Annotated in this window: 17 protein-coding genes, 1 other RNA gene and 1 other annotated feature; of the genes, 2 read left to right on the top strand and 16 right to left on the bottom strand. The window is 29.3% G+C overall.

The window, feature by feature from the left end:
• Nucleotides 1-30 precede the first annotated feature (30 nt).
• Complete coding sequence (locus tag KSU54_RS13085) at nucleotides 31-1,482, bottom strand: GntR family transcriptional regulator (RefSeq protein WP_009300427.1); 1,452 nt, start codon at nucleotides 1,480-1,482, stop codon at nucleotides 31-33.
• A gap of 189 nt (nucleotides 1,483-1,671) precedes the next feature.
• Here KSU54_RS13085 and KSU54_RS13080 point away from each other — a divergent pair, with 189 nt between their 5' ends.
• Nucleotides 1,672-3,888 carry a GGDEF domain-containing protein gene (locus KSU54_RS13080; protein ID WP_117792636.1) on the top strand — a complete coding sequence of 739 codons (2,217 nt, stop codon included), beginning with the start codon at nucleotides 1,672-1,674 and terminating at the stop codon, nucleotides 3,886-3,888.
• Nucleotides 3,889-4,229: 341 nt separating this feature from the next.
• Here KSU54_RS13080 and KSU54_RS13075 read toward each other — a convergent pair whose 3' ends face one another.
• From KSU54_RS13075 to tmk, 10 genes are all read right to left on the bottom strand, one after another.
• The gene (locus KSU54_RS13075) at nucleotides 4,230-4,931 is read right to left on the bottom strand and encodes a GntR family transcriptional regulator (protein WP_003535448.1); all 702 of its coding nucleotides are present in this window, start codon (nucleotides 4,929-4,931) and stop codon (nucleotides 4,230-4,232) included.
• Nucleotides 4,931-6,862, bottom strand: coding sequence for a methionine--tRNA ligase (metG, locus tag KSU54_RS13070; RefSeq protein WP_003535449.1), 1,932 nt, complete (start codon nucleotides 6,860-6,862; stop codon nucleotides 4,931-4,933). Before metG ends, KSU54_RS13075 begins: the two co-directional genes overlap by 1 nt.
• A gap of 40 nt (nucleotides 6,863-6,902) precedes the next feature.
• Nucleotides 6,903-7,101: a binding site (T-box leader), on the bottom strand.
• 89 nt (nucleotides 7,102-7,190) lie between these two features.
• Nucleotides 7,191-7,325: a hypothetical protein gene (locus KSU54_RS19180; protein ID WP_003535451.1), complete on the bottom strand. Its 135-nt coding sequence runs from the start codon at nucleotides 7,323-7,325 to the stop codon at nucleotides 7,191-7,193.
• Nucleotides 7,326-8,338: 1,013 nt separating this feature from the next.
• Nucleotides 8,339-8,989 (bottom strand): GTP pyrophosphokinase, encoded by a 651-nt coding sequence (locus tag KSU54_RS13065; protein WP_009009604.1) that lies wholly within the window; start codon nucleotides 8,987-8,989, stop codon nucleotides 8,339-8,341.
• A 91-nt stretch (nucleotides 8,990-9,080) separates the two neighbouring features.
• The gene (locus tag KSU54_RS13060; RefSeq protein ID WP_008792528.1) at nucleotides 9,081-10,397 is read right to left on the bottom strand and encodes a polysaccharide deacetylase family protein; all 1,317 of its coding nucleotides are present in this window, start codon (nucleotides 10,395-10,397) and stop codon (nucleotides 9,081-9,083) included.
• A 137-nt stretch (nucleotides 10,398-10,534) separates the two neighbouring features.
• A complete protein-coding gene (rsmI, locus tag KSU54_RS13055) occupies nucleotides 10,535-11,389 on the bottom strand; it encodes a 16S rRNA (cytidine(1402)-2'-O)-methyltransferase (RefSeq protein ID WP_008792529.1) in 855 nt (284 codons plus the stop codon).
• Nucleotides 11,382-12,119: a tRNA1(Val) (adenine(37)-N6)-methyltransferase gene (locus tag KSU54_RS13050; RefSeq protein WP_003535464.1), complete on the bottom strand. Its 738-nt coding sequence runs from the start codon at nucleotides 12,117-12,119 to the stop codon at nucleotides 11,382-11,384. The genes rsmI and KSU54_RS13050 overlap by 8 nt, the downstream gene beginning before the upstream one ends.
• Nucleotides 12,119-12,931, bottom strand: a complete 813-nt coding sequence (gene ricT, locus KSU54_RS13045) for a regulatory iron-sulfur-containing complex subunit RicT (RefSeq protein ID WP_217760788.1) — start codon at nucleotides 12,929-12,931, stop codon at nucleotides 12,119-12,121. The genes KSU54_RS13050 and ricT overlap by 1 nt, the downstream gene beginning before the upstream one ends.
• A 12-nt stretch (nucleotides 12,932-12,943) precedes the next feature.
• On the bottom strand, nucleotides 12,944-13,885 hold the full coding sequence (locus tag KSU54_RS13040) for a hypothetical protein (protein ID WP_003535466.1): 942 nt from the start codon (nucleotides 13,883-13,885) through the stop codon (nucleotides 12,944-12,946).
• Complete coding sequence (gene tmk / locus KSU54_RS13035; RefSeq protein ID WP_003535467.1) at nucleotides 13,882-14,502, bottom strand: dTMP kinase; 621 nt, start codon at nucleotides 14,500-14,502, stop codon at nucleotides 13,882-13,884. The genes KSU54_RS13040 and tmk overlap by 4 nt, the downstream gene beginning before the upstream one ends.
• A gap of 205 nt (nucleotides 14,503-14,707) precedes the next feature.
• Between tmk and KSU54_RS13030 the strand changes: the two genes are divergently transcribed.
• Nucleotides 14,708-15,124 (top strand): Hsp20/alpha crystallin family protein, encoded by a 417-nt coding sequence (locus KSU54_RS13030; protein WP_003535468.1) that lies wholly within the window; start codon nucleotides 14,708-14,710, stop codon nucleotides 15,122-15,124.
• A 21-nt stretch (nucleotides 15,125-15,145) separates the two neighbouring features.
• On the opposite strand, the gene KSU54_RS13025 is transcribed toward KSU54_RS13030, so the two are convergent.
• The 5 genes from KSU54_RS13025 to ffs form a co-directional block, all read right to left on the bottom strand.
• Nucleotides 15,146-15,307, bottom strand: a complete 162-nt coding sequence (locus KSU54_RS13025) for a hypothetical protein (RefSeq protein WP_003535469.1) — start codon at nucleotides 15,305-15,307, stop codon at nucleotides 15,146-15,148.
• Between the two features lie 32 nt (nucleotides 15,308-15,339).
• Nucleotides 15,340-15,933 (bottom strand): recombination mediator RecR, encoded by a 594-nt coding sequence (recR, locus tag KSU54_RS13020; protein ID WP_003535470.1) that lies wholly within the window; start codon nucleotides 15,931-15,933, stop codon nucleotides 15,340-15,342.
• Between the two features lie 12 nt (nucleotides 15,934-15,945).
• Nucleotides 15,946-17,868 (bottom strand): DNA polymerase III subunit gamma/tau, encoded by a 1,923-nt coding sequence (gene dnaX, locus KSU54_RS13015; RefSeq protein ID WP_008792531.1) that lies wholly within the window; start codon nucleotides 17,866-17,868, stop codon nucleotides 15,946-15,948.
• A 61-nt stretch (nucleotides 17,869-17,929) separates the two neighbouring features.
• Entirely contained in the window at nucleotides 17,930-18,388 is a 459-nt protein-coding gene (locus KSU54_RS13010) for a nucleoside deaminase (protein WP_009009600.1), read from the bottom strand.
• A 17-nt stretch (nucleotides 18,389-18,405) separates the two neighbouring features.
• An RNA gene (gene ffs, locus KSU54_RS13005) (signal recognition particle sRNA small type) lies at nucleotides 18,406-18,491 on the bottom strand.
• Nucleotides 18,492-19,400: the final 909 nt, after the last annotated feature.

Raw genomic sequence — 19,400 nt, 5'->3', positions numbered from 1 at the left:
TAAAAAAGTTATATTTCTATAAATATAACTTTATTCCGGTGAAATAATATTTTTAGCCTCTCCTAAACCATATTCAATTAAATAATCACGAACAACATTAAGTGAATGATTATAACTCGATGATATTTCGTCAGCAAAACATTCTGCTTCACCTAAGCAAAGATATTCTAATGCCTTTTTACTTTTAATGTTAATTATATTAATACTTTGCTTTTCACTTGGGTAAAAAGCAAAATAATAACCCCAATAAATAATTTTATTAGTTTCTTGTATAATTGTTTTAAACGGTAACAGTGGTAAATTGTCAACTATACAATTAAGCAAACATTCCAACATAAGATTCTTTGAATCTTCTATTTCACCCTGAAGATTTTTGATCTTTTCTTGCGTAATATTTGGAAAAGCTAAGGTTGCAGCTTTTTTGATTAAAATTACCATTGCCTGAACACCGTTTAAATATAATAAAGTATCTTGCCGGTATTGTTTATTTTGCATACATTTAATTGCAGTCTGCTCATCTTGTATCACTACCCTAGTACCTTTAACATTCATTGTTTCACCAAAACCTAATTCATTCAACATATGTAGACTTTTTCTAATTGTAGAAACGCTAACTTTATACATTTTAGCTAATTTTGCTTCTGGCGGTAAAAAGCTTCCCACTGGATAAATACCTAATGAGATCTTATTAATTAAATCACGAGCTATTTGTGTATAACAATGATCTCTGCCTAATTCTGCAGACCAGGTATAGTTGGGTGTCATTTCTTTTATTTCAGGATATTTAAGAGCTAGGTCCGTTAATGTTTTTTCAATAACATTGATAACTGTATCGTACATTAAACCAAAACGATATTCAATTTCACTTTTATCCCTAGTTAATAACGAACTTGTAACCCATGTAATACTTTTAAAAGTATATTCTAAATTAAAATAATTAATATATTTTTCATAATTAACAAAGAATACTGGTCTTGCATATATTTCTAAGCTGGAGAAAATATCTCGTAATAAAGGATTATGTGATTTATCTAACAGTTCAAAAAATATTCGAGTACATATCCGTTCACGTTCCTCTGCACTCTTATCTTCTGATTCTTTTAATCTTTGAGAGCATAATTGTAAGTCTTCTTCATCCCATATCTGTGCTGCAAAAGAAAAAATTACCGGCATAATTAAACCAATCGTTTTATACACATCGATTATTTCCTGACGATGCTCTAATACATATTCAAGGCCATCTTCTTTGAATTTACTATGAATGTTATACACAACGGTTGTCGCTTTACGTTCATGGGTCGAAATATAGCCCTCTTCTTTTAATACGTGCAATACATCTTTAACCGTTCGAATTCCAATATTGTAAAATTCGCACAACTCAGAAATTGATGGTAGCTTCGAGCCATAAGGAAGACGTCCACTTACAATCAAATCATGAAGATTGTTGTATAAATAATTAAATAACGTTTGTTTTTGCTTCACTACGATCAACTCCTTTATCGTTAAATAGGCACATAATATTAAATTACTTAGATTTATTTATATAAATATAATTTTATCACAAAAAAAATCTTTCTACTATATGCTTATGTACCCAATTATTTAATTGTTTATTTTTACGGTAATGATAAAATTAAATTGATATAATTTTATAGTTGGGAGTTTTTTATAATGAAAAAAATTGGTAAAAATATAGTTAATAAAAAACCTTCTATCTACCCTGTTGGTAAATTAATATATATTTATATAATTTTAATCGTCATAATTGTCTTGATGATTTTTAATACAATTAATTTAAATAATACTTTGGGCTCAAGTACCAATACTTATGTAAACGATGTTACTTCACAATTAGCAGATGATATTTCTATGCGAATCGAAGCTATAAAATCTTCGTTAAGACTATTATCTGATTCAATAAATATTTTGCCTGATAATCAGGAGATTTCTTCTTTTCTTCAAAAAAAATGTAAAAGTTTAGAATTTACTGATTTGTTTGTTATTGATGATAAAGGCAATACAATTCCCGAGCAATCTGAAACATTTGATTTATCACTAGTAAGTTCATCATTTAAAGGTGAAAATAACCTAATCTATCTTGATGGTCAGAGTCTTCTTTTTTCTACACCGATCTATGATGAGAAAGGAATATCAAAAGTACTTATTGGTATTCGTGATAAAGAAAATATCCAAAATTTAATTAAACCTAAAAGTTTTAATGGCCAAGGTCTATCTTGCATTATTGATCAGAACGGTAATGTTGTCATTTCTCCCACTGATCTTAAACCATTTATGCAGTTAGATAATATCTTTAAAGATGGAACAGATACTGATGCTGTAAATCATATTAAAAAAATGCGTAAAAATATCATTAATGGTAAATCTGGTGTTTTTGAGTTTACTGCTAGTGATGATACTTCTTTAATAATATCTTATCATTATCTTGACCATAATGATTGGACATTATTAACCTTAGTTCCTGGCGAACTGATTTCAAGTGGTACAAATCAATATATTTTCTATAACTTTATTTTAGTTGCTTGTGTCATTTGTGTTTTCTCAGTTCTTTTATATTTAATTTTTCTATCTTACAAAAAACACAAGAACTGGTTAGAGAAAATTGCCTTTACTGATCCATTGACTGCAGGATTGAATAATGCTGGTTTTCAATTAGATGCGCAAAAATTAGTAAATACCGCGCCCCCATCTAATTATACGGTTATTTTTTTAGATATTAAACAATTTAAGTTGATCAATCAGAATTATGGCTTTAATAAAGGGAATGATGTTTTAAAACATATTTATAATGTTATTTACAATAACATTAGCTCTAATGAACTTGTTGCTCGAAGTGAAAATGATCATTTCTTTATTTGTCTAAATGAATCTAATAAACAAATTATTCAAACACGACTTGATATGATAATTGCTGAAATTAATTCATTTGCAAAGAACAAAGCATCACAATTAACTATCTTGCAAGGCGCTTGTTTAATTGAAAATCCTAATTCAGAAATTAATATTATTCAAGATTATGCTCGTTTGGCCTGCCGCCTTAATAGTAAGAAATCAAAATGTACTTACTATGATAAAGAAATTTTGGATACCATGAAAAAAGAACAGGAATTAAATGATTTATTTGAGAATTCAATAAAAAACAAAGATTTTCATATGTTTTTACAACCAAAAATTATTATTTCTAATAATAAAATCGGTGGAGCTGAAGCTTTAGTTCGCTGGTTCCATCCTGAGCGAGGAACTATATATCCATCTGATTTTATTCCACTTTTCGAAAGAAATGATAATATTATTAAACTCGACCTATATATATTCGAAAAAGTATGTATCTTTTTACAGGATATGATTGCTCGTGGTGAAAAACCATTTGTTATTTCAGTCAATGTCTCTCGAGTTCATTTTAAAGATAATGATTTCTTAAAAGCATTTGCAAGAATTAAAGAACAATATAGAATTCCAAATAATTTGATTGAATTAGAACTTACTGAATCCATTTTCTTTGATAATCAGCAAATTGAAAGTATTAAAGATACAATTCATCAAATTCATCAATATGGTTTCCTATGTTCTCTAGATGATTTTGGTGCTGGATTCTCATCTTTAGGATTATTAAAAGACTTTAAAGTAGATGGCATAAAAATGGATAAAAAGTTCTTTGATGATATAAGTAGTCAAAAAAGTAAGGATATTATTGCCAACTTCATTGAACTAGCAGATAAACTGAATATATCGCTTGTAGCTGAAGGAATTGAAACTTTAGAACAGTTAGAATTTCTAAAATCTGTCCATTGTAATATGGTTCAAGGCTATATTTATTCAAAACCACTACCTGTTGATGAATTTATTTTATGGTTAAAAACAATCAAATAATAGTTATTTAAAAACAACTATAATGAAGTCCCCTCTTCAGTTGGACACAACCAGCTGGAAGGGGTTTTATTATGGCAAGGCTAACAAAAGAACATATATAGAAATATATAATAAGTGAAAGCAGAGCTTGTTATAAGTTTATTATCAAAAATATAAAATAAATAAGAACGGTATCCTGTATTTGATAAAAATCATTAATAAACACATATATGATATTTTGCAAAAAGATAAGAATAATCATTATTCTTCAAAAACTAAAACTAGAAATTATCAATAAAGTTTTAATAGATAAACAAGGCCCAGAATCAAATCCAATCGATTCTGGGCTTACTTCATTTTAACTACTCAGATGTATATTTAAATTCGGTAGCATCAAAACTATTGACACCACAATATAAAGGATTATTTTCAGCATTCTTTTCAATAATTGTTGTTTGCAAGATTGGAGCATTCTTAGCAACTTCTAAATATGTTGCAAGTTTTTTAGATGCTAACCGTGCCTCAACCTCAATTGAACGATTGGTTGCCTCTTTAACTTTTATTGTTTCATGAACAATTTGGCTCATTGATCTTGTGCAATCAATCTTATCTAGTGAATTAAAATAGCGTTTGGGTAAGAAAATATTTTCATAGACAATTGGAGTTTTACCACCATATTGAACTCTCTTTAACTGATATACTTCCTCATCAGTTTTAACATCAAGATATCTAAGTGCTAAAGGATGATTTACAACTGTTTTTATAGAGACTACCTTAATTATAACTTTACCATAAGTTTTAACAATTTCTTCATCAGTTTGGATTGATACTTTAGAAATACTACGTGACTTTTTATTTTTAGCAATAAAAACACCACTGCCAGACTTTCTAATTAAAACTCCATCTTGAATCAATTCATCTAAAGCTCGACGAATTGTCATTCTTGATACTCGATATTTTTCAGTGAATTCTCGTTCAGGTGGAAGCATTTTATCTTCTTGATAAACTCCACTTTGGATATCTTTAAGAATATCCTCTTTAATAAATGGATATAAAGAAGCCATTAATGTATTTTTGTCCCGTTTGGTAAATTTTCAACGCTAATTACTTCTAATAATCCCTTTTTATCTCCAGCTAAAATCATTCCTTGTGACTCAATCCCTCGTAGTTTAGCTGGTTTTAAGTTTGCTACAACAATTACTTTTTTACCAACGAATTCTTCCGGAGTATAATGATCAGCGATACCACTAACAATTTGTCTTGTTTCTTTTCCTAAATTAATTTGTGATACTAATAATTTATCAGCATCCGGATGTTTTTTGCATTCTTCTACTGTTCCAACAATTAATTCAATTTTCTTAAAGTCATCAATAGTAATTGTATTATCTTCTTTTGGTTCTTCTTTTACTTCTGGTTTTGCCGGTTGCAATGCTTCTACTTTCTTTTGAATTTCTTTTGGATCCAAACGAGCAAATAACATTTCTGGTTTTTCAGCTACTTTGGTACCTTCTTTATATGTTCCAAAAGTATCTAAAGCTAATAAATCTCTTTGATCAGTATTAATTTGATCTAAAATCTTATTAGCAGTAGATGGCATATATGGAATTAACGCAATCGCTGCAAAACGAATACTTTCAATTAAGTTATAAAGAACTGTCGCTAAACGATCCCTTTTTGTTTCATCTTTAGCAAGCGCCCATGGCATTGTTTCATCAATATATTTATTAGTTCTTCTTAATAATGTAAAGATGGCATCAAGGGCATCAGATGACTTAAATTCATCCATCTTACCAATTACTTTTTTAGGCATTGCTAATGCTATTTCAATTAACTCATCATCAACTGCTTCTGTAACTTTTGGGTTATTAACAATTCCGCCAAAGTATTTATTTGACATAGCAATAGTACGATTTACTAAATTTCCTAAGACATTAGCTAAATCAGAATTAATTCTTTCTACTAAAAGATCCCAGGTGATGCTTCCATCATTATCATATGGAATTTCATGTAAAACATAATATCTAACTGCATCTACACCAAAAATGTCTACTAAATCATCTGCATAGATTACATTTCCTTTTGATTTTGACATTTTACTTTCACCTTGTAATAACCATGGATGTCCAAATACTTGTTTAGGTAAAGGAATATCTAAAGCCATTAGCATAATTGGCCAATAAATAGTATGGAAACGCACAATATCTTTACCAATTAAATGTAGATCTGCAGGCCAATACTTTTGATATAATTCGCCATGATTACCATCGACATCATACCCTAATCCTGTAATATAGTTACTTAATGCATCAATCCATACATAAACAACATGTTTAGGATCAAAATCTACGGGAATCGACCAAGTAAATGAGGTTCTTGATACGCATAAATCTTGTAATCCTGGTTTTAAAAAATTATTCATCATTTCATTCTTTCGTGATACTGGTTGAATAAATTCAGGGTGTGTTTCAATATGTTCAATTAAACGATCAGCATATTTTGATAATTTAAAGAAATATGCTTCTTCCTTAGCATCATGGACTTCACCCCCACAGTCTGGACATTTTCCATCTACTAGTTGTGATTCTGTAAAAAATGATTCACAAGCCGTACAATATTTACCTTCATAATGACCTAAGTAAATATCCCCTTGATCATATAATTTTTTGAAGATTTTTTGTACTTGTGACTTATGATAATCATCAGTCGTTCTCATAAATCGATCATATGTAGTATCCATTAAATCCCAAATTCTTTTTACTTCACCAGCTTTTTCATCAACAAACTGCTTTGGCGGGATTCCTGCTTCTTTAGCTTTTAACTCAATTTTTTGACCATGTTCATCTGTCCCAGTTTGGAAATAAACATTATATCCTTCTTGTCTTTTAAATCGAGCAATTGCATCTGCTAAAATAATTTCATAAGTATTTCCAATATGAGGTTTTCCTGAAGTATATGTAATTGCAGTTGTTAAATAATAATCTTTTTCATTCTTCATATATATTTCTCCTTTATTTTTAAATAAAAAAACGCCCTAATAAAAGGACGAATAATCGCGGTACCACCTTTTTTACACATTGCTGTGTCACTCAATACTTTTAACGCAAGTCAAACGATTATCTTTAACTATTCAAGATAACAGCTCCGGGGCCATCACTTAAAGTTTAACTCTTAGTTTCCACCTGCCACTAAGTCTCTATATGCGCCACTTTAACATCTTCCCATCTTCGCTTTTTCCACTCTTAACTTTAGCAAACTCTAAGCCTAAAGTCAAATTAAATTTAGACTAATAATGTTCTTCCATATGAATTATCTATTATAAATATCTATTTTTCATTTATTAAATGATAAACATATGTTGCCCGTTGTTCCATACTATATTCACTAGCTTTAACATTATTAGCTGTTAAAAAATTTTGTAATAAAACTAGTATTGTATCATCAGCTTTTAAAAATCCCATCTTCTCTTGGGTGGGAACAATAGTATGTAGCAATTTTAATAAGTACTTCTTTAATTTTTAATTATTTCTTTGCTCACATACTTAATCCTTTCTTTGATTCAAAATGTTTCACGTGAAACATTTTGAATCAAGCATTAACTCTCTTTAATATTTTTTTATTTCTGTTGAAACTTATTTATTGCTTCATATAATTGGAAAAAATTACAATCTTATCGTGGATATAATTCTACCTCGATAGCAGTAATAATTAGACATTTATTTTAATATTTAAACAATTTCACAATAACTTACCTTTATTTTTTTATTAATAGCGTATATCTTATAGAAAATAATATATCCATTACTATCTAAGCACTCACAAATATCTTATTGCTAACATATACTACTTTGCCCAGTAATATTTATAGATAACAAGTTGTGCCATACTATCATTGACTTCTTTAAAAGAATCAAAACTAATTAATGTATAAATATAATTTTTATTTTAGCTTAACCACAGTTATTATTTTCTTTATGAATATACAATGATTTAATATCTAAGTTAAAAATCTATTAGAAATAAATTATTCATTATTATTTTATTAATACCAATTATTAAAATAACTACTCTTACAACATTATCATATGGATTTAAAAATAGTTTACTTTCTTCCACTACACAAAATACATTACTTTTTCTTCATATTAGCTATGTTTCAAATAAACTAATGTGATTTCTCAATAATAATTACTTAACCTATCTTCACAAAAAATATCTTACAATATTTTTGCTACTCTGTTTTATAGACAAAATAAGCATATATACTTTGTTTACCTTTACAATATGCTCAATATTATAATTCAAATAACTACTTATCATTTTATATATGCTTACAGGTTATTTTTTTACTTACTACTATATAGTACCTATATATATCATAGTAATCGCCTCTTAAAAAGTATATATTATACTATGTATTTATATTTTTATACTAACAACTCTACTTAGAAAAGTATATTAAACAAAAAATGTTTCACGTGAAACATTTTTTGTTACTCCAAGGCTGGTTCAACTCTAAATAAACTTTTTGCATTTCTTCATCAGTCTTAGCCATCATATCGGCGCACCATTTTAAACGCTGTTTAATATCATTATTAGCAACAAAATTAGTTTTATAAGCTAATTCATGTTCCAACGATGCCCAACAGTCCATTGCAATAGTTCTAATTTGGATTTCTACCGGTACTTGCATCATCCCTTCTCTTTGATAAACAGGTACACTCACAATCAAATGCAAACTACGATAACCATTCTCTTTAGGATATTGAATATAATTATTGTGTTTTATTTGTATTACATCATCTTGTAAAACTAGTAATTGTGCAATGTATTGAATATCATTGATATACTGGCAAATCACTCGCAGGCCAGCTATATCATTTAACTCTTTAATATTATTAAAGTTCTTACTAAACCCCTTTCTTTCTAATTTATCTAAAATACTTTGTGGAGATTTAATTCGACTCTGAATATTATGAATTGGACTATGTTCACATTTAAATTTCAATTCTTGATCTATGATTTCTAGTTTAGTCTTTACAATCATAATAGCTGCCCGATAAGGTTGCATCAATTCTTCAAAATGCCTCTGTTCTTGAAAAGCATTAATCATTTCTTGATTCATTTAATCACCCCAATCATGATTATATTAAACAATTGCATAATAGATACATTAAAAATATGGTTTTTTGTGTAAAAAAATTCGCTAGCATATACTAGCGAAAAACTGTTTTCAAATCTTTATATTGTTTAAGCGTATCAAGAGTAACAAATTGATAACCACGGTTATAAAGTTCTCCCAAAGCCATTTCTAATCCCTCAACAGAGAAATTATGAATATCATGTAATAAAACTACTGCACCATCATATGAATTATTAATAATAGTCTCTTTTATTTTATTAGCATCTTTTAACTTCCAGTCCAATGTATCAACACTCCATAGAGCAATTTCCATTCCATTATTTTTGACTACTGATTTTACATTATCATTGAAAGCACCATATGGTGGTCTAATTAATGTAGGTTCAGCACCAGTAATCTTATAAATTGCATTTTGTGTATCAACAATTTGTTTATTAAGTCCTTCAGCATCCAACTTTCTTAAATCTGGATGATCCCAAGAGTGACTAGCAATCTCAAAACCATGTTCATAGACTGTTTTTACCACATCAGGATATAAAGTAATATTTTTCCCTAATTCAAAGAAAGTTGCACGACCATTATATTTTTCAAACATTTCAACTACTTTTAAAGTATTTGTTTTGTGTGGTCCATCATCAAGAGTGAAAGCAATCATTTTCTTGTTTGGATCAACTTCAGGCTGAGCAGCAGGTCCTGCAACATCTAAAGGTGCATCTGAAGGTATATTCTTATTCGCTAATTTGATTAATTCTTTATTATCTTTATAATTAACTTCAATCTTGTTTTTCAAATCTTCAGTAGTGTAAATAATTAATTTATCTTTTTCTACTGTTAAATTGTTACTTTTAGCATCTACTTTATCAATTCCTTGACTACTAGCTAACACTGTTTTAAAAGTATTTCTTAAACTGTCTCCAACAGTTAGAATCTTTTCTTTTTTTGTATCATAAGTAAATAATTTTTCTTTTGTTTCTACTACTTTGTCATCTTCATCATAACGAATAGTTTTAAATTTTAAGTTAATAAACTGATTATATACTTCATTGATTGAGTAGTCCATGTATAATATATCTTTACTATTTTTATTAATCTTTTGTTCTTTTACATAATTTTCTTGATAATCTTTAACAATTTTATCTAAATTACTGTTTTTTGTCTTTGGATAATATAATGAAATAAAGAAACTATCATCGTCTTTTTCATAGTGTTCTACTGTTCCAAATTTCTTGTTATCTTTATTATATACTTTATACTTATCATACGGTCCCTCGCGGTTAATAAACCAAAATATTCCTCCTAATAAAATTGCTATAACAACAATTACTACTAGGGCAATTGTTGGTTTTTTCTTTAATTTTCTTCTATTATTTATTGCGTGCCTATACTCCATAACTTTCCCATCCTTTCGCCATACATATAATACGATATTTGTCGAATTAAATCAAATTTATTGTATTGCTAATAAAACATCTTTTTTAATGTTTCACGTGAAACTTTTAAGAATTTTATTTAATTGAAAAAGACGAATTACTCGTCCTTTTGATGATATGTAGCATATACTTCATTTTTCTTAATATTTCTTAATTTAGCAACCTCTTTAATTGCATCCTTAACAGTCATTCCTTTGCTAACATATTCATCAACATGTTCAACAATAGTTTGCTCAAAAACTGTCTCTTCTATAACATTATTATTGCCAGAAACAACAATAACCATTTCTCCCTTTAAATCACCAGCAACTTTAGTAATTTCACTTATAGATCCACGTAAAATTTCCTCATGTTTTTTAGTTATTTCCCGACAAAGTGCAATTGGTCGATCTCCAAGAATATCTTCCATTAATTTAAGTGTCTTAGTAATACGATGCGGAGATTCGTAAAAAACAATCGTTTCTTGATAATTCTTTAATACCTGCAACTCTTTTTTCTTCTTCTTATCTTGATGATCTAAGAAGCCATAAAATAAAAATGGTTGCGGAGCAATTCCAGAAACTACTAATGCATCTAAACAAGCATTAGCCCCACTAATTGGAATTACATTTATCTCATTATCGATTGCAGCTTTTACTAATTCATAACCTGGATCAGAAATAGCTGGATAACCAGCATCACTAACTAATGCAATATTATTACCATCAAGCAACAAATTAATCAATTTAGGAATCGATTGCCCTAAATTATGCTCATGATGGGAAATTAATTTAGTTCTAATATTATAATGATTTAATATTTTAACAGTATTTCTGGTATCCTCAGCACCAATATAATCAACTTCCTGTAAAGTTCTAATTGCTCGATAAGTCATTTCTTCTAAATTACCAATTGGTGTGGCAACTAAATATAAACATGGCCGGTCATTTTGAAAACTTTTTTGTCTATTCATCAATATTTTCTCCAAACATTTTTCTTACCTCATTACTATAACTACCATCTGCATTATGTGCATATAAAGGTGGTTCAATTTTTAATCCTTTTTTTCCTTTATACATTCCTTCAACTAATAAAACATGACTGTCGCGATCAATCTTAGGATAAACAAAACGAATTCTTTTTGGTTCAATATCATACTTTTGCATTAAATTCAAAATATCAATCATCCGATCGGGACGATGAACCATGGCAAACTTTCCCTTATTATCAAGTATTCGAGCAGCACTCTTTATAATTCCTTCTAGATTAATCTTAATTTCATGGCGCGCAATTGTTAAATATTCATTTTCATTTAAATTACTATCCTCATCTACTTTGAAAAAAGGTGGATTACAAATAACTAGGCCAACTTTTTTAGCATCTTTGACATATTCTGCAATATCAGCGTGAACAATATTAATCTGTGTTTCTAAATTATTTAATTCAATATTCTTAATTGCTAAATCAACTGCTTCTTTTTGGATTTCTATCCCAGTAATCGGACGATTGGTTCGCTGTGATAATAGTAACGGAATTGCCGCATTATTAGTACCAAAATCAATAATTTGTTTAACATCTTTAGTTATGGTGCAAAAATTAGCTAATAAAACAGTATCCAAAGAAAAATTAAACATATCTTTTCTTTGGATAATTTTCATATTATTATAAGCTAATAAATAATTTAATACTTCTTGATCAGACATTATTTATTATCTTTTTGTTTAAACTTAATTTCATCAAGATTAACAAAGATAATTGCACCACCATTATCGATCTTAACAAGATCATTAATAACATTAAGTCCTAATACTTTAACATCTTTTCCTTCATATTTTACTCGACTGCCAATTTTAGGAAAACGTTGTTTCTCAATTGTATAAACTTCATCTTCATACTTAAGACAGCACATCAAACGACCACAAGCTCCAGATATTTTTTCAATATTAATAGCTAGCATTTGATTTTTTGCCATATTAATTGATACTCCATTAAATTCACCAAGTAATGATGTGCAGCAAAGTGGTAATCCACAAGTTCCCATCCCACCTATTACTTTTGCTTTATCTCTTGGTCCTATTTGTCGTAATTCAATACGACATCTAAATACCGTAGCTAATTCTTTTAATAATTCTCTAAAATCTACCCGTACATCTGATGTATACATAAAAATCACTTTTGCCTTATCTAGTGTAAATTCGCAATTAGTCAATTGTATGTCTACATCATAACGTGAAATAATATCACGGCAAGTAACTAGAGCTTCTTGGGCATCAATTATATTTTTCTTATAGGCTTCAATATCACGTTGTGTCGCTTTTCTTGTAATTTTTTTTAATTCTGTATCTAAATTAAATTCACTTATTGATTTTAATGACTGTGAAATCTCACCAAGTTCTACTCCACGTGCTGTTTCAACTACTACTTTATCACCTTTATCTAATTCGATATCTGTTGAAAAATAATAAACTTTACCAACACTTTTAAATTTAACACTTGCCAATTTAATTTTTTCCATAATATCTCCCTTCTATAGTCTATACATCATACTATCCATCAGCATCGGTACATTAGCATTGCTTTCGATAGTATAAATAGTTTCTAAAATAATTTCTATTTGTTTAATCAATTGACTCTCATCAATTTTTATATTTCTCAAAAATTCTTGATGTTCACAATATACAATATCATCAGTATGTTTCACGTGAAACATATCTTTCATCGCTAATACTAACATATTTAAAAACAATTTTATATCATCACGCTCTTTATATTTTTTTAATAAATTAGTCTGAGTATTAATAATCAAATTAGCTCTCTTTAAAAATAAATCCTCAATAAAATTTATTACTTGCAATTGCATATATTCAAAGCGTTCATCGTATAAAGTCTTAGCTTCTTCTATACTAGGGGCCAAATAAGCTAAAATATGAGCAGATTCCTTAGTAATGCCATCTTGGCACAAAGCACCAATTATAACCTCTTTGCTATCAGGCTTAATATCAATTACCTGACATCTAGATAAAATAGTTGGTAATACCCGACTAGCATTATTAGCAGTAAAAATTGCATAAATCCCCTCGGTTGGCTCTTCAAGCATCTTAAGTAACGTATTCATCGCTTCTTTTGTAGCATATTCAATATTCTCAATTATATATATCTTAGCTTTTCCTTCTAAAGAAGACTTTTTAAAGGTATCTTGAATCAGTTCAATATTACCCTTTTTTATAGAATTATCTTTACCATTAAATCGAATAATATCACTATATTTATTTTCTTTAACTTTACGACAATCATTACAATTTTCGCAAGCTAATGTTTCATCACAAATCAATGACATTGCAAGATAAGTCAAAGGAATGTTAGTATTATTTCCAATTAATAAAAAAGCATGCGGAATCCGTTGTTGTGAAAATTCATTTTTTATTAAATTATAAAAAATCGGTTGATTCTTTTCTATGTACTCTTTCATAATTTACTCTTAATTACATTTATCACTTGCGCAACAACTTCATCGATTGTCTTACTTGCATCAATTTTAGTAATTCGCTCAGCATACTTTTCACAAATCGTCATATAACCATTATAAACATCTTTATGAAAATCATCAGATTCTAAATCTAAGCGATCTGCCACTCGCTCACCGTTATTGATCCGAGCTAGTCCTACTTCATATGGCAAGTCAAAGAAAATAGTAGCATCAGGTTTAATATTACCAATTGCAAACTGATTTATCTGATAAACTTCCTCTATTCCTATTTTTCTCCCTACACCTTGATAGACCAATGAACTATCAACAAAGCGATCACAAATTACAATATATCCATCGTTCAAAGCCGGAGCTACTTTTTCAACTAAGTGTTGACGTCGAGCTGCTGCATATAATAATGCCTCTGTTCGTGCGTCCATTGTAATATTATTAGTATCTAAAATAATCTTCCTTATTTGTTCAGCTATATCAATTCCACCAGGCTCTCTAGTTAATAATACTTTATATCCTTCCATTTGGAGCTGTTCAACAACTATTTTTGACACAGTTGTTTTTCCACTACCATCTGGTCCTTCTAACGTAATGAATTTACCCTTCATTTTATCTTCCTTTCAATCTTTAAATCAAAAACAATTCACACCAAATTATACCATATGTATGGTTTTGTTACAATTTAATAGTTTTTTTAGCACTCTATACTTGACAGTGCTAAAAAATGTATTATAATATAAGTGTAATCCAAAGGAAGTATCGATTACATGAAGTAATTTCAATTTTGTATTATTAACAAAGGAGATGGTTTATATGAAATTACTACCTGGTTTTGCTACTTTTGATGATGTTTTTGAAAATATGTTTAGTGATCCTTTTTTCAAAGGAACAAGTACTCATATGCGAACAGATGTAAAAGAAGTAGACGATAATTATGTACTTGATATGGAGTTACCTGGTTTTGATAAAAAAGATATCTCCATCGAACTAAAAGATGGTTATTTAAATATTACAGCTAATAAATCTACTGATGGAAAGGAAACTGATAATCAAGGAAATATCATTCGTCAAGAACGTTTTACTGGTACTTGTTCAAGAAGTTTCTACATTGGGGATGAAGTTAAACAAGAAGATATCCGAGCTAGTTATGATAATGGTGAGTTAAAGATTACATTACCTAAAAAAGCTCCAAAAGAAATTACAACAAACACATATATTCCTATTGAATAAAAAATCCGGTTCCCGGATTTTTTATAATAATGAGATGATATAAATTACAATAATTCCTGGTAAGGATAACATTGAGAGTACAAATATATTAATAAAGTTATAGCTAAAATAATTATTTGTTAAAATATTTAAAATCAATAAAATTACAAAAGCTCGAGTAATTACAAATAAAACTCTACGCATAAAAAGACACCTCATATAAATATATGAGGCGTTTATATTTTCTTTCTTCCTTCTAACGATTTTAACAATGTTAATTCATCAGCATAGTCAATATTACTTCCTATTGGTAATCCGTTAGCGATTCTACTAGTATTAATATTCTTTTTTGATAATAATTTAGCTAAATATAAAGCTGTAGTTTCTCCATCACGAGTTGGATTGGTCGCAATAATTACTTCTTTAATCGAGTCGTCTAAACGCTCAAATAAACTTGCAATATTTAAATCATCCATTGTTTTACCATCCATTATTGACATAGCGCCATGTAAGACATGATATAAGCCATGATATTCTTTTACTTTTTCCATCGCAAAAACATCCTTAGGATCCTCAACAATACAAATAGTCGTCTGATCACGGTCTGGATCTTGACAAATATCACAAATTTCACCTTCACATATATGACCACATTTTTTGCAATAATGAATTTTGGTTTGAATACTGCCAATTGCTGCAGAAAATTCATCTACATATTTTTTATCCATTGATAAAACATGATATGCTAATCGTTCTGCACTTTTTCCACCAATACCTGGCAAACGCTTAAAACAATCAACTAAATCTTGGAATGCTTGGGGATAATTCATCGTAACCTCCTTTTATTCTTCAAACTCAACCAAATCACCAAATAACTCAACCGCCATAGCTTGAGCATCATTTAGTTCAGCTCTCTTTTCTTTAAATTCACCAATATGATGTAAAACAATTGGCTCAGGTGCGGGTAATGTTCCCGCCCGATTCATATCAATATACTTTGAGCGCATATCTGGCCAAAGTGAATTTTTAATTGCAATAAAATCATAATTTTCACCAAGAACCTCTTTTAAAAAATTCTTTAACTGATAATAATTTTGAGTTTCATTCACCTCATTAACATTTGGTTGATGCTCAAAAGCTACAATTATTCCTCCTGGGGCAGCAGCAACTGGCTTACCATCACATAACATTGAGGCAAATTTAGCAGTATTTAAATTGAATCGATATCTAGCAATAACTGTCCATTTTTCTTTAATATCATTTAAAACCCGGCGATCAGCTTGAACTAAAATATTTAAAATATCACTAAAAGACACCTCAATATTTTCTGGTGATTTATTTACAATAATATTCTCATCAATTTCCTGGGAAATATCTTCCCCAACAGGCAAAGAAACATCACTATTACTTATAACTGTTTCCAGAGTTCCCTCAGCAACTTCTTCAGGAACCACCGTTTCTGTAATATCATCAGCCTTAGCTTTTAATTCTTCAGGAATACTTTCTTCAATTTCCGGATCATATTCAATAACCCCTTTATTTAACTCTTCCTCGATAATCTCATCTTCAATTACTTCTTCTGGAAGTGAATCTGTTTCCTCAACCACAGGTATCGCTTTAGCAGTATCTTTTACAGGTAAAATATTTACCTGTTCAATTGCTTTAGAATTATCAATTGCTAATTTATTTTCTTCTTTAATACGATTACATATTTTAAGCATAGCCAATTCAAAATATGTATTAGCATCTAAAGATTGACTGTAATGACTGCTAGCTTCAATTAATATATCAATAATTTCAAAAGCTTCTTCTACCAAAATATACGGTGCCAAATTATCAACATCTTGCTGTGTTAAAACGAATAAAATTGAAACATCTTGAGTATTTTTATAAATGATAATATCCTTTAATACATCAACTAAATCAAAAGTAAGCCGCTTAATATCGATACTGCCACTTAACATATTATCAAGGGAAGTCAAAACCCCTTTTATATCTTTAGATAATAATTGTTTAATAAATGAAATTTTATTATCCATTGATAGCAAGCCATATACCATATTAACACTTTCAACCGTCAACTCATTATTATACGCCAAACATTGTTCAAGTATACTTAAAGCATCCCGCATTCCACCTTCAGCTAATTTAGCAACACTTTCAAGTGCAGGTAATTCATATTTTTTATTTTCAGATTTTAAGACATATTCCAATCTTGAAATAATATCATGGTTTTCTACTTTCTTAAAATCAAATCGTTGACATCTAGAAATAATTGTTGGCAAGATTTTATGCGGTTCTGTAGTTGCTAAAACAAAAACAATATGAGCTGGTGGTTCTTCTAAAGTTTTTAATAGCGCATTAAAAGCACCAGTTGACATCATATGAACCTCATCAATAATATATACTTTGTATTTACCATTAATTGGTGCATATTTTACTTTATCAATCAAGTCTCGAACTTCATCAACCCCATTATTGCTCGCAGCATCAATTTCAATAACATCAGGATGTTCCCCAACAGTAATAGCCTTACAATTAGGACATTGATCACATGGAGGATTTTCACCAGTACAATTTAATGCTTTGGCTAAAAGTTTAGCTACTGTTGTTTTCCCTGTTCCACGTGGTCCGGCAAATAAATAAGCATGTGAAATTCTATTTTCTTTAATAGCATTTTTCAAAGTTGTTACAATATGTTCTTGACCGGCAACTTCTCCAAATGTTTGGGGCCGATATGACCGATATAAAGCTTTATATGACATCACTAATCACTCCTCATTCTTATTTATTATACTATATTATCTAATAAAAAGGATAAAAGAATTAACTTTTATCCCGCTTACGTTTGTTTTTAAAATAATCCTTTATCACTTTTGAGCATTTATCTCCTAATACCCCGGAGACAATCACGGGCTGATGATTAACAGGAATATCCGATTGATAAATCGTAGTTAGGGCTAACCAGCGTGATTCAAAAGCACCAAATACAACTCGCTGAATTCGACTATTAATTATAGCACCAGAGCACATTACACAAGGTTCAAGAGTCACATATAATGTACACTCATCAAGATACCATGAGTTTAATGTTCGACAGGCTTCTTCAATTGCTATTATCTCAGCATGTGCCGTTGCTCTTTTACTGGTTTCACGAAGATTGCGTCCACATGCAATAATCTTTCCATCTTTAACTATCACTGCTCCTACTGGCACTTCATCCATATCTAAACATTTTAAAGCCTCTTGATATGCAATTTCCATAAATTCAAGATCTTGATCCATGACTTTCTCCTTTATACAAAAAACCACTACACATAGACGGGGATTCTTAATGCTGCTACCTTCCGGTCCTGACATGGTTCGAAGCCGCCTATTGTAATGGCAAGTATGATTATACCGTATCTATATAATAAATTCAATCATTTTTAATATTGAATCTATAAAATTATTTTCAATTTACAACATACCTTAAAAATATTGATCACTAATATAAATTATAAATTTCTCACTACATTTTAATCACTATTTTTTCTAAACCATAATTAACCATAAATAAAATTTATTTTGGTACAATTATAACTAATTCTAACGATAGTTATTTTCTATACTAACAACTGTAGTCAGGATAGTTTTAAATAGTTTTTTCAATCCTTTCTCTAATTGACTACTCTTCATGATATCCTTTCCCTGATATCAATATAAAAACAGATAGTTTTCCCTCTATCTGAATGATAGAAACAAGTAGCTTTCCCTCTACTTGTTTTTATTTTAAATATAAATTCATTAAATAAGTATCATAATATTTTAAATACACATATATTTGTCATATGTTCTGATGATTTCAAAGTCTAATTTATTAGATAATCGTACCGCTTTATCATTATTAATTACTTAATACCAATAATCCTTTAACACTGATAATACTTTCATTCCTTCAAGTGAATGATCACCAATTATTTTACTATCGTCTTCAACAAGTAATATTAATGAATTCAAATAATTTTTGAACCTAATTTTTTCAATTTTATCTGTTTCATTAAAATCAAACTCAACAATTACAAAACTTACATGTTTACTCTCGCTATGACAATTGGAGTAAATAAAAACCACGCCTAAAAGACGAGGTTTTCTCTGAGGCTATAAGCCTATGTTGCTTGCTCGCGTCTCAAGGCGCTGCTTTCTCTTCGTTCAAGCTATCGCTTTTGACTCTCGCCATCCCTCAAAGGGATTTATTTCCTCCTTTCTCCTTTTGTTATCTTCTTCTCTCTTTTTTCTTTTCTTTCTTCATTTCTTT

Source organism: Erysipelatoclostridium sp. MSK.23.31 (assembly GCF_019125875.1).
Lineage (GTDB): Bacteria > Bacillota_I > Bacilli_A > Erysipelotrichales > Coprobacillaceae > Thomasclavelia > Thomasclavelia ramosa.
This window is presented reverse-complemented; position numbering and strand designations above follow the sequence as displayed.